The sequence below is a fragment of the Pseudomonas sp. R62 genome, assembly GCF_000257605.1.
Taxonomy (GTDB): Bacteria; Pseudomonadota; Gammaproteobacteria; order Pseudomonadales; family Pseudomonadaceae; genus Aquipseudomonas; species Aquipseudomonas atacamensis.
In genome coordinates this window covers 1,314,001-1,325,089 of the sequence record NZ_JH635999.1, presented here as the reverse complement: position 1 = coordinate 1,325,089, position 11,089 = coordinate 1,314,001, and the positions used below count along the sequence as shown (strand labels likewise).

Here is an 11,089-nt window from a genome sequence, read left to right as displayed (position 1 = left end):
GGTCAGGCAGCGTTTCTGTTCCTGCTGACCTCAGCGATCGCGCCGCTGGTACGTTTGTCGTACGGGCGCATGGTGTGGATGGCGGTGCCGTATACGGTGGTGATGGGCTTGTTGGGCTGGTATGCGGTGAGCTATTGGCTCTAAGCCACACTAAATAAACCTGTGGGAGCGAGCCTGCTCGCGAAGAGGCGTGTCAGGCAACGAATCTGTTGAATGACCCAGCGCTTTCGCGAGCAGGCTCGCTCCCACATTGGTTTTTGTGTTGGATCAGTGCGGGAGGATGTACTGCTCGATCGCCAAAGCCACGCCGTCTGCGGTGTTGGCAGCGGTGACGACATCCGCCTGACGCTTCACCGCCTCTTCCGCCTGACCCATGGCAATCGACAAGCCGGCGCATTTGAACATCGCCGGGTCGTTGCCGCCGTCGCCGATGACAGCGGTTTGCTCCAGCGGCACGCCGAGGTATTCGGCAATCGTTGTCAGCGCGGTGCCTTTGTTGGCCTCAAGCGCAGTGACGTCCAGATACACCGGCTGCGAGCGCGACACTTGCGCCATGCCGTTGACCTTGGGCAACAGCTGCGCCTCCAGCTCAATCAGCAACTCAGTGTTGTTGCTGGTGGCAACGATCTTGTCGATGCGCTCCAGATACGGTTCAAAACTCTCGACCACCACCGGCGGATAGCCGAGGCCGCTCTGTTCACGTGGGACCATCGGCCCGTGCGGGTCCTTGAGCAGCCAGTCACCGCCGCTGAACACCCAGATTTCCACCTCCGGTTGATCGGCAAACTGCGCCAGAGCAATCAGCGCGGTCGTCGCCGGCAGATAATGCGCGGCCAACAGTGTGCCGTCCGGTTTGACGATCGTGCCGCCATTGAACGCCGCTGTCGGCAGATCAACGCCTAGCGCCTCGATCTGCTGCAACATGGCTTTCGGCGGGCGGCCGCTGGCGAGGCTGAACAGCACGCCGGCCTCGCGCAGCGAGCGAACGGCGTCGATGGTGCGTTGATTCAGCGTGTGATCCGGCAACAACAGCGTGCCGTCCATGTCGCTGAGCAGAAAACGTATCGGTTGTTTCGACAAATCACTCATCCCAGGCTGTGCCAGACGCGACCGTCGCGAGTCAGCAGATCTTCGGCTGCTTGCGGGCCATCTTCGCCGGCCGCATACGTTTCGACGCTGGCATCCTGCTGCCAGGCATCGAGGAAAGGCTGCACCGCTCGCCAACCGTTCTCGATGTTGTCGGCACGCTGGAACAGGGTCTGGTCGCCGGTCAGGCAGTCGTAGATCAAGGTTTCGTAGCCGGTGGAAGGCTGCATCTCGAAGAAATCCTTGTACGCAAAACCCAGCTCGATATTGGCCATGTTCAGCGCCGGCCCCGGGCGCTTGGCCAGCAGGTCGAACCACATGCCTTCGTTTGGCTGGATCTGGATACGCAGGTAAGTCGGCTGCAACTCGTCGACTTCGGTGTCGCGGAACTGTGCGTACGGCGCCGGTTTGAAGCAGATGACGATCTCGGTGTCGCGCACGCTCATGCGCTTGCCGGTGCGCAGATAGAACGGCACGCCGACCCAGCGCCAGTTATCGATCATCACCTTCAGCGCCACGTAGGTTTCCGTGGTGCTGTCGGGCGACACGTTGGCTTCTTCGCGATAACCCTTCAACGGCTGGCCATCGCGCTCGCCAGCGCTGTACTGGCCACGCACCGAGTTGGCCCGGGCTTCTTCCGTCGACCAGGGACGAATCGCCCCGACCACTTTGGCCTTCTCGCCGCGCACCGCGTCAGCGCCGAAAGCAGCCGGCGGTTCCATGGCGACCATGGCCAGCAACTGGAACAGGTGATTGGGCACCATGTCGCGCAGTGCGCCGGTGTGTTCGTAAAAGCTGCCACGGGTTTCCACACCGACGGTTTCCGCCGCGGTGATCTGCACGTGGTCGATGTAATGGTTGTTCCAGAACGCTTCGAACAGGCTGTTGGAGAACCGGCTGACCAGAATGTTCTGCACGGTTTCCTTGCCCAGGTAATGGTCGATCCGGTAGATCTGCTTTTCGCTCATGACCTTGAGCAGGCAGGCGTTCAAGGCTTCGGCAGTGTGCAGATCGGAGCCGAACGGCTTCTCGATCACCACCCTTCTGAACGCTTCGGGCGTTTCTTCAAGCAAACCGGCGCTGCCGAGACGGCGCACCACTTCACTGAAGAAACGTGGCGCGGTGGCCAGGTAAAACACCGCATTGCCGGTGCCGCTGTCGGCGATTTTCGCCGCCAGGGCGGAATAAGTGCTGTCGTCGAGGAAATCACCCTGGACGTAGCTGATGCCTTTGGCGAGCTTGGCCCACAAGAGCGGATCAAGCATCTGATCGCCCTTGCCGACCTTCGCCGCCACTTCGGTACGGATGAAGTCTTCGAGCTTCTGCGCAAAGGCTTCATCGGTAATGGCGTTGTGATCAACGCCGACGATCCGCAGATTCTCGTCGAGCAGGCCGTCGCGACTGAGGTTGTACAGCGCCGGCATGAGCAAGCGCTTGACCAGGTCGCCGTGGGCACCGAACAGGAACAGCGTGGTCGGTGGTGCGGGTTCTGCCTTGGATTTTCTGCGGATCGTACGGGTCATTTCTTGGCAATCTCCACGTGGCCGCCGAAGCCGAAGCGTTGTGCCGACAGGATCTTGTCACCAAAGGTGCCCTGGCCGCGCGAGCGGTAACGGGAGAACAGCGAGTTGGACAGCACCGGTACCGGCACCGCTTGCTCCATGGCCGCTTCGATGGTCCATTGGCCTTCGCCACTGTCGGCGACCGAGCCGGAGAAGCCGTCGAGCTTCGGATCGCTGGCCAGCGCATCGGCAGTCAGGTCCAGCAGCCACGACGAAACCACGCTGCCACGACGCCAGACTTCAGCGATATCGGCCACGTTCAGATCAAATCGCTGATCTTCCGGCAGGCGTTCGCTGGATTTGGTCTTGAGGATGTCGAAGCCCTCGGCAAACGCGGCCATCATGCCGTACTCGATGCCGTTGTGGATCATCTTCACGAAGTGCCCGGCACCGGCGGGACCGGCGTGGATGTAACCGTGCTCGGCACGGTGGTCATCGGACTTGCGATCCTTGGTGCGCGGGATGTCGCCCATGCCCGGCGCCAGTGCGGCGAACAGCGGATCCAGACGTTTGACCGTCTCGGCGTCGCCGCCAATCATCATGCAATAGCCGCGTTCCAGGCCCCAGACGCCGCCGGAGGTGCCGACGTCGATGTAGTGCAGGCCTTTCTCGTTCAGCGTTTTGGCGCGACGGATGTCGTCCTTGTAGTTGGTGTTGCCGCCGTCGATGATCGTATCGCCGGGCTCAAGCAGTTCGCTCAGGGTGTTGATGGTGTCTTCGGTCGGTGCGCCCGCCGGCAGCATGACCCAGACCGCGCGCGGCTTGTCGAGGCCGGCAACCAGTGCTGGCAAGTCGGCGACGCCGGTGGAGCCCTCGGCGACCAGGTTATCGATGAAAGCGGTATTGCGGTCGTAAACAACGGTGGTGTGCCCGTTGAGCATCAGACGTCGCGCAATATTGCCGCCCATGCGGCCCAGTCCAATAATCCCGAGTTGCATGTGCTGATGCTCCTTACTACAAATAAATGTGTGTCATTGGTTATAGCCCAACGCGACTGATGGAGGTTAGTCCAGAGCGTTGCGATGAAGTTTCCGGGCATTGTGCCCGATCCAGAGTGATAACGCCCCGAATCCTGCCGAAGACACACCGACCATGAAAAATAAAAAGTTCCCTTCCAGGGCAAAAGAAATCAAAATTGGCGCCGATAGTAAGTCAAGCGCCTCAAAACGAGGAGTGACTTACAGTTGATGCACGCCATTTGCGAGGTGAGCAATGGGCACAGTACACACAGCAATGCCGCCACAAACCCTCTACGTTACGATCCGTCGCGATGAATTGCGCCAGTTGAAAGACGAGCGCGACCAGTTGAAGCACGAATTGGCGCAATTGCGCGCATTGACCCAAGGCTCGCAGCCGCAACCGCGTCCGGTTGTGCAGCGCGCACCCCACGCCTGATCCCCGCCTGCTTCGGGAACGGCCCCCGTCGTTCCCGACACGTTGCACCTCTGACCGCCTGATACTCATCAAACGCGGCGCTTAACAAATCTTTCACAAGCCCTTGGGGATACTCCGCCCCATTCTGGCCGTGCCTGCGCGCACGGCCTCTGTTCGTCGGTGTCATGGAAGCGTTTCCGGCGTGGGTCTGATGATTGAGCTGGAGCGCTGAATGGCATTGTTCAAACGCAGCAAAACGACTGCGGCCGGTTTCGACTGGGCCGGATTCATCTGGCTGTTCGTCTTCTTCTGGTATTTCTCGGGTATTACCCAACTGCTGATCCAGCTGACTGGCACGTCCGGCTTCACCGGATTTCGCCAGGCGTTCGTGATGAGTGCGCTGTGGCTGGCGCCGATGCTGCTGTTCCCCAAACAGACGCGTGTGCTTGCGGCGATCATCGGGGTGGTGCTGTGGGCCTGCTCGATGGCCAGTCTGGGTTACTTCTTCATTTATCAGCAGGAATTCTCGCAGAGCGTCATCTTCATCATGTTCGAGTCGAACGTGTCGGAAGCCGGCGAGTACATGACCCAGTATTTCGCCTGGTGGATGATCCCGGCGTTCCTCGCCCATACCGCGTTTGCCTACTTTCTGTGGACGCGCCTGCGCCCTGTGCACATGCCGCGTGGTCGCGCGCTGGTAGCGGCGACCGCGATCGTGATCGCCGTGGCCGGTTATCCGCTGATCAAACAAACCATGCGCATGGGCAATTTCGCTGAAGGCTTCGAGAAATTCGAAACCCGCATCGAGCCTGCCGTGCCGTGGCAGATGGCCGTGGCGTATCACCGCTATCTGGAAACGCTGGGGGACATGCAAGGCATGCTCGACAGTGCCAGCAAGATCCCGCCGCTGAAAAACCTCAAGGACGCCTCCGCCGGGCAACCGGCGACTTTGGTGCTGGTGATCGGCGAGTCGACCAACCGCCAGCGCATGAGTCTTTACGGATACCCGCGCAACACCACGCCGGAACTGGACAAGCTCAAGGATCAACTGGCGGTTTTCGACAACGTCATCACCCCGCGCCCTTACACCATCGAAGCGCTGCAGCAAGTGCTGACCTTCGCCGATGAGCAGAACCCGGATCTGTACCTGTCGACGCCATCGCTGGTCAGCGTGATGAAACAGGCCGGTTACAAGACCTTCTGGATCACCAACCAGCAGACCATGACCAAGCGCAACACCATGCTCACGACCTTCTCCGAACAGGCTGACGAGCAGGTTTACCTGAACAACAACCGCAACCAGAACTCGGCGCAATACGATGGCGACGTCATCGAGCCGTTCAACAAGGCGCTGGCCGATGCGGCGCCGCGCAAGCTGATCGTCGTGCATCTGCTCGGCACGCACATGAGCTATCAGTACCGTTATCCGCCGACGTTCGACAAGTTCAAGGATCGCCAGGGCGTTCCGGCTGGCGTGCGTGACGATCAGGTACCGACTTACAACAGCTATGACAATGCCGTGCTGTACAACGACTTCGTGGTCTCGAGCCTGATCAAGGACTACGCCAAAACCGACCCGAATGGCTTCCTGCTGTACCTTTCCGACCACGGTGAGGATGTCTTCGACTCCGCCGGCCACGGCACGCTGGGGCGCAACGAAAACAAACCGACCGCGCCGATGTACACCATCCCGTTCATGGCCTGGGCCTCGCCAAAGTGGAAGGAAAACCATGACTGGAGCTTCGCCGGCGACCTCAGCCGCCCGTACAGCAGCTCGCAGCTCATTCATACCTGGGCGGACATGGCCGGGTTGAGCTCCGATGAACTGGATCGCAGTAAAAGCCTGGTCAGCGACAGCTTCGTACCGCGCAAGCTGCTGATTGGCGACCCGTACCAGGCACCGCGGCGGGCGTTGATTGACTTCAGTTTGATGAAGCCCAAACACCCTGATCCGGCGGAAGTAGCGCAGAAGTAAAACGACAAAGGGCCGAGAAGGCCCTTTTTTGTGCCTATCCACCGCGTTTTTTCTGTAATACGCCGCAATATTTGCGCTGAACCAGCGTTAACCCATTGTTAATGGCCGCGACGCAGACTTCTTTCGCGGTCTGCTTCACGGACGAACCGACTCCCACTTGTTCAGTAGGAGGCACCATGAAAACCACTACCTTCATTCTCACCACCCTGCTCGCCCTCGGTTCCACCAGCGCCTTCGCTGAAGGCGGTGCCGAACGCATGCGTTATTACTACGACAACTTCCCGGTCCAGCACGCGCAAGGCGAGCAAAAGGCCGACGCCAGTGCGAAAGAAATTCGCGTCCCTGCTGACCAGACGGCGCAGGTGACCGAGTCTTATCGCGACTGAATTTTTACCGAGCAACCGATGAACCTTCCGTGGCTCCGCTCTGGCCCGGGAGATGACAGTTAGGCGCCCTCATTGGGGCGCCTTTTTTTATGTTGGTGATTTGCGGTGAGGAGCCTTCAGGCCTGCAAGTCCTTTATCCAGAACAGCATCCGCCCGTGATCCGGATTGAACATCCCCGGTGCAAAGCCGAATTTGCGATACGAACCCTGCGCCACCGCATTGCCTTCCAGCACTTCCAGGGTGATCTTGCAGCAGCCACGCTGGCGGGCGATTTCTTCTACCTTCTGCAGCATTTTCTGACTGAGCCCCAGGCCGCGAAATTTGCCGACCACGGCGACGTCGTGAACGTTGACCAGTGGTTTACAGGCGAATGTCGAGAAGCCTTCGAAACAGTTAACCAGCCCGGCCGGTTCGCCGCCGACGAAGGCCAGCACGCTGAAGGCATGCGGGCGGCGGGCGAGTTCTTCGGGCAGGCGTTGCAGCAGTTCGGGCGCGATCGGATGACCGCCGCCCATGGGATCTTCGGCGTAGTGGTTGAGCACGATGCCGATGGCTTCGGCGTGCACCGGATTGGTGTAGCTGGCCTGAAGAACGAGTATTTCTGCGGAATCCATTTCCATCCCCGATTAAGCAAAGAGCCCCGGCGCGCAAGGTGCTAGCTGGAAGGCCTAGCGGGGACATTAGCTTGGGTGCGCCTGAGAGGGCAACTTGAAAAGCAGAAGACCAAAAGATCGCAGCCTCGTTGCACTCGTCAGCTCCTACGGTCCGATATGTGTAGGAGTTGACGAGTGCAACGAGGCTGCGATCTTTCGCGGTCAGTGGCCCCAGATAAGCTCTTCAGTCCAGCCCAGTTCGGCGAAGTCTTCGGCGCGCAATGCGCTTTCGCCAACACAGAAAAACTCATCCAGTTGCGGTGGCTTTACCGTCGTGCCGCTGAGCATGGCGTGCACTTGGCCGCGATGATGGATCTGGTGTTCGAACAGGTGCGAAAGCATGCGCAGGCGGCTGTCATGTTGCGGTTCGTCGCGAGCGATAGTGACGATTCTTGGCAGATCGGCATCGCGCAGTTGCTCGCAATAGGCGAGCAGCCGGCGATCAACGCGGGCCTGTTCGGCACGCAGCGTTGCGGCATCGGTAAACGGCTCGTCCTGATTAAAGAATACGTAGCAATCCGGGTGCGGCTCGTCCCCGCGCAATTCGCGCTCCAGCGCATCAACGTAGAACCAGTCGCAGGTGAGGATGTGATTGAGCGTGAGGCGAATGCTCGGGAAGAAGCTCACTCTCGGTGCGGCCAATTCGGCGGCGTCGAGCTGGCTCCAGGCCTTGGCCAGGCGGTGATTGGCCCAGGCATTCTGGTAGGCCATGGTCAGCAAATGATGGGACAGCGGTTGACTCATGTCGGCGCCCTCTTCTTTCAAGCTTCGGCGAAACGCTGCAACTGCATCTCCTGCAAACGGCTGAGGGTGCGGCGGAACGGGAATTCCAGATAGCCCTCGGTGTACAGCGCATCCATCGGTACGCTTGCCTCGACGTACAGCGGCACCTTGCGGTCGTAGCATTCGTCGACCAGCGCGATAAAGCGGCGAACGCCGTCGTCATGTACCGACAATTGCGGCAATTCTCGGTCGCCGGCGACCACACGCTCAGCGCCGTCTTCGGTGCCGCGTGCGATACGTCCTTCGCGTTTTTGTGCGCTGAGGTTCGGCACTTCGCTCAACAGAATAGCCCGGTAGCGATCACACAGGGCAATGAAGTCCATGGCGGCGAAAGGTTGCTCGCACAGATCGCTGTAGCGGCACCACAGCACGGATTCGCTGGCTTGCACCACGTTGAGTGTGCGGTGGCCCACGGCGACGGGCTCCTCGCTGACAGTCTCATCTGCAGCCAGCGATTTGAACACGGCCTCCAGTGCGCTCGGTAAAACATCCGCGCGAACAAAATAACGCTGCTCGATCGTCCCCGGATGCAAGCGATGATCCTCGGCGCCATTCACCGCGACCACGGTCATGTGCGCCTTGATCGCCGCAATCGCCGGCGTGAAACGGTCGCGGTTGAAGCCGTCGGCGTATAGATCATCGGGCGGCAGATTGGAGGTGCAGACGATCACCACACCTTCATCGAACATCACCTGAAACAGCCGGCCGAGAATGATCGCGTCGCCGATGTCATTGACGAACAGTTCATCGAAGCACAGCACGCGCACTTCGCCGGCCAGCTCTTTGGCCAAAGCGCGCAACGGATCGGCGATGCCACTGAGTTGAAACGAACGCTGATGCACCCAGCCCATGAAGTGATGAAAGTGTTGACGCCGCGCTGGCACCCGCAGGCTCTGATAGAACTGATCCATCAGCCAGGTCTTGCCGCGCCCGACCGGCCCCCACAGGTACACGCCACCGACCGAGCGGGCGCCGGCGTGCAAGGCTTCATGGCATTTTTGCAAGGCCCAGACCGCGTGTTCCTGGGCTTCATCCTGGATGAAACCCTTGTGGTCGACTGCGTATTGCCAGGCACTGAGGGGGGAGTCGAAAGTCATGCGCGGGAGTATGCCACGGGCGCTTTTTCATTGCCGGTCGAGGCACGTTTGATCGCTCCCGCGTTCCAGCTCTGGAAGGGACGCGGAGCGTCCCGGGCTGCATTCCCACGCGGAGCATGGGAACGATCAGAACAAGGGAGAGGCAGTAAAACCTGACCTTTCAGGCAGTTATTGCTCGTTGCCCTCGCCGCCCTCTTCCGGCATTCTGCGCACCCATTTTCTGACCCGGCCCCGCCTTGCGGCGCGCACATCACCATGACCGCCTCTGACAAAACCCCGCGCAACAACGACCTGATCTACGGCCTCAACGACCGTCCGCACCTGACCGCCACGGTGTTCGCCGCGCTGCAACACGTGCTGGCGAGTTTCGTCGGCATCATCACCCCGACCCTGATCATGGGCGGCGCCCTCGGTCTGCACAGTGAAATCCCCTACCTGATCAGCATGGCGCTGTTCGTCTCCGGCCTCGGCACCTTTGTCCAGGCCAAGCGCTTCGGTCCGGTGGGTTCCGGTCTGCTCTGCCTGCAAGGCACCAGTTTCTCCTTCATCAGTGTGATTCTCAGCGCCGGTTTCATGGTCAAGGCGCGTGGCGGTGGCACTGATGAAATCCTCTCGACGATCTTCGGCGTGTGCTTCTTCGCTGCCTTCATCGAAGTGGTGCTCAGCCAGTTCATCGGCAAACTGCGCATGCTGATCACGCCGGTGGTGACCGGCACGATCATCACGCTGATGGGCTTGTCGCTGATCAAAGTGGCGATGACCGACATCGCCGGCGGCTTCGGTGCGCCAGATCTTGGCGCGGCCAGCCATGTGTTTCTCGCGGCACTGGTGATCGGCACCATCGTTGTGCTGAACCGTGTCGACGTGCCGTTTCTGCGCCTGGGCGCGATCGTCATCGGCCTGACCCTCGGCTACGTAGTGGCATGGCTGATGGGCACGGTGGATTTCGCTTCGATGCCCGAGGTGCCGCTGGTCAGCGTGCCGGTGCCGTTCAAGTACGGTTTCAACTTCGATTGGGTGGCGTTCGTGCCGGTGGCGGTGATTTTCCTCGTGTCGCCACTGGAAGCTGCCGGTGACCTGACCGCCAATTCGATGATCTCGCGGCAACCGGTGAAAGGCCCGCTGTACATCCGCCGAATCAAATCCGGCCTGCTCGCCGATGGTCTCAACTCGGCCATGGCGGCAGTGTTCAACAGCATGCCGATGGTGACCTTTGCGCAGAACAACGGCGTGATCCAGTTGACCGGTGTGGCCAGCCGCTACGTAGCGTTTTTCATCGCCGGGCTGCTGGTGTTGCTCGGTTTGTTCCCGATGATCGGCGCGGTGCTGCAATTGATGCCGAAACCGGTGCTGGGCGGCGCCGAGCTGGTGATGTTCGGCACCGTCGCCGTGGCCGGGATCAAGATCCTCGCCGAGGCCGGTCTACATCGCCGCAACATGTTGATCGTGGCGATTTCCCTCGGCATGGGCCTGGGCATCGCGGCGGTGCCGGAAGTCCTGCGCGAACTGCCGCAAGCGCTGCGCAACATCTTCGAATCGCCAATCACTGTCGGTGCGTTGTGCGCTATCGTGCTGAACATCTTCCTGCCGGAAGAATTCATCGAGCTGGAAGAAGATGATTTCGACCCGGAAGCGTCGATTCTGCAGGTCATGGAAAACCCCGACGTCGCCGCCAAAGGTGAACCCGGCCAAGCGGCGGCTGTCGCACAGTTGAACCGCTGACGTCACGCCTCGAAAAAAAGGGCTGCACCGGCGACGGTTCAGCCCTTTTTTTGTCGAGAGATTTTTATGCGCCGCGTCCACGCCGTCTTCCTGTCGCTTCTGCTGTTGTCGCTCAGTGCCTGCGCATTGTTTCCCAATCGCGACCCGGTGAACATCAACGTGGTCGGCCTCGAACCGTTGCCCAGTCAGGAACTGGAAGTACGCTTCGCGATCAAGCTGCGCGTGCAGAACCCCAATGAAACGGCGATCGATTACAACGGCATCGCCCTGGATCTGGAGGTCAATGGTCATTCGCTGGCGTCCGGTGTGAGCGATCAGAGCGGCTCGATCCCGCGTTTCTCTGAAGCCATTGTCACGGTGCCGGTCAGCGTCTCGGCGTTCTCGTTCCTGCGCCAGACCTTGGGCCTGAGCCAGACGCAAAGCCTCGATAACCTCCCCTACGTGCTGCGCG

General features: G+C 60.3%; 12 protein-coding genes. 6 read left to right on the top strand and 6 right to left on the bottom strand.

What is annotated here, in order from left to right:
• A partial coding sequence (locus OQK_RS30630; RefSeq protein ID WP_162098747.1) for a hypothetical protein occupies positions 1-144 on the top strand: 144 nt, incomplete at its 5' end.
• 123 nt (positions 145-267) lie between these two features.
• On the opposite strand, the gene OQK_RS24110 is transcribed toward OQK_RS30630, so the two are convergent.
• Genes OQK_RS24110 through gnd form a run of 3 tightly spaced genes read right to left on the bottom strand, consistent with a single transcriptional unit; the run spans position 268 to position 3,586 of the window.
• Positions 268-1,089, bottom strand: a complete 822-nt coding sequence (locus OQK_RS24110; RefSeq protein WP_016774674.1) for a Cof-type HAD-IIB family hydrolase — start codon at positions 1,087-1,089, stop codon at positions 268-270.
• Entirely contained in the window at positions 1,086-2,609 is a 1,524-nt protein-coding gene (gene zwf, locus OQK_RS24105) for a glucose-6-phosphate dehydrogenase (RefSeq protein WP_016774673.1), read from the bottom strand. Before zwf ends, OQK_RS24110 begins: the two co-directional genes overlap by 4 nt.
• Positions 2,606-3,586, bottom strand: coding sequence for a phosphogluconate dehydrogenase (NAD(+)-dependent, decarboxylating) (gene gnd, locus OQK_RS24100; protein WP_016774672.1), 981 nt, complete (start codon positions 3,584-3,586; stop codon positions 2,606-2,608). Before gnd ends, zwf begins: the two co-directional genes overlap by 4 nt.
• A gap of 274 nt (positions 3,587-3,860) precedes the next feature.
• Between gnd and OQK_RS24095 the strand changes: the two genes are divergently transcribed.
• From OQK_RS24095 to OQK_RS24085, 3 genes are all read left to right on the top strand, one after another.
• Positions 3,861-4,043, top strand: a complete 183-nt coding sequence (locus OQK_RS24095; protein ID WP_016774671.1) for a DUF6026 family protein — start codon at positions 3,861-3,863, stop codon at positions 4,041-4,043.
• A 211-nt stretch (positions 4,044-4,254) separates the two neighbouring features.
• On the top strand, positions 4,255-5,997 hold the full coding sequence (locus OQK_RS24090) for a phosphoethanolamine transferase CptA (protein WP_016774670.1): 1,743 nt from the start codon (positions 4,255-4,257) through the stop codon (positions 5,995-5,997).
• Positions 5,998-6,173: 176 nt separating this feature from the next.
• The gene (locus OQK_RS24085) at positions 6,174-6,383 is read left to right on the top strand and encodes a hypothetical protein (protein ID WP_016774669.1); all 210 of its coding nucleotides are present in this window, start codon (positions 6,174-6,176) and stop codon (positions 6,381-6,383) included.
• 116 nt (positions 6,384-6,499) lie between these two features.
• On the opposite strand, the gene OQK_RS24080 is transcribed toward OQK_RS24085, so the two are convergent.
• The 3 genes from OQK_RS24080 to zapE all read right to left on the bottom strand — a co-directional run bounded on the left by OQK_RS24080 (position 6,500) and on the right by zapE (position 8,916).
• Positions 6,500-6,997: a GNAT family N-acetyltransferase gene (locus OQK_RS24080; RefSeq protein ID WP_016774668.1), complete on the bottom strand. Its 498-nt coding sequence runs from the start codon at positions 6,995-6,997 to the stop codon at positions 6,500-6,502.
• A 201-nt stretch (positions 6,998-7,198) separates the two neighbouring features.
• Positions 7,199-7,780, bottom strand: a complete 582-nt coding sequence (locus OQK_RS24075) for a DinB family protein (RefSeq protein ID WP_038862139.1) — start codon at positions 7,778-7,780, stop codon at positions 7,199-7,201.
• Positions 7,781-7,797: 17 nt separating this feature from the next.
• Positions 7,798-8,916: a cell division protein ZapE gene (gene zapE, locus OQK_RS24070; RefSeq protein WP_016774666.1), complete on the bottom strand. Its 1,119-nt coding sequence runs from the start codon at positions 8,914-8,916 to the stop codon at positions 7,798-7,800.
• Between the two features lie 255 nt (positions 8,917-9,171).
• On the opposite strand from zapE, the gene OQK_RS24065 reads away from it, so the two are divergent.
• Both OQK_RS24065 and OQK_RS24060 read left to right on the top strand, forming a co-directional pair.
• Positions 9,172-10,638 (top strand): nucleobase:cation symporter-2 family protein, encoded by a 1,467-nt coding sequence (locus OQK_RS24065; RefSeq protein ID WP_016774665.1) that lies wholly within the window; start codon positions 9,172-9,174, stop codon positions 10,636-10,638.
• A gap of 66 nt (positions 10,639-10,704) precedes the next feature.
• Positions 10,705-11,089: LEA type 2 family protein (locus OQK_RS24060; RefSeq protein WP_016774664.1), on the top strand; the 385-nt coding region annotated here is incomplete at its 3' end.

Coding starts and splice junctions, on each gene's coding strand:
- OQK_RS24085 (WP_016774669.1), top strand. CDS start 6,174: ATGAAAACCACTACCTTCATTCTCACCACCCTGCTCGCCCTCGGTTCC.
- OQK_RS24075 (WP_038862139.1), bottom strand. CDS start 7,780: ATGAGTCAACCGCTGTCCCATCATTTGCTGACCATGGCCTACCAGAAT.
- gnd (WP_016774672.1), bottom strand. CDS start 3,586: ATGCAACTCGGGATTATTGGACTGGGCCGCATGGGCGGCAATATTGCG.
- OQK_RS24065 (WP_016774665.1), top strand. CDS start 9,172: ATGACCGCCTCTGACAAAACCCCGCGCAACAACGACCTGATCTACGGC.
- OQK_RS24110 (WP_016774674.1), bottom strand. CDS start 1,089: ATGAGTGATTTGTCGAAACAACCGATACGTTTTCTGCTCAGCGACATG.
- OQK_RS24080 (WP_016774668.1), bottom strand. CDS start 6,997: ATGGATTCCGCAGAAATACTCGTTCTTCAGGCCAGCTACACCAATCCG.
- OQK_RS24090 (WP_016774670.1), top strand. CDS start 4,255: ATGGCATTGTTCAAACGCAGCAAAACGACTGCGGCCGGTTTCGACTGG.
- zapE (WP_016774666.1), bottom strand. CDS start 8,916: ATGACTTTCGACTCCCCCCTCAGTGCCTGGCAATACGCAGTCGACCAC.
- OQK_RS24095 (WP_016774671.1), top strand. CDS start 3,861: ATGGGCACAGTACACACAGCAATGCCGCCACAAACCCTCTACGTTACG.
- zwf (WP_016774673.1), bottom strand. CDS start 2,609: ATGACCCGTACGATCCGCAGAAAATCCAAGGCAGAACCCGCACCACCG.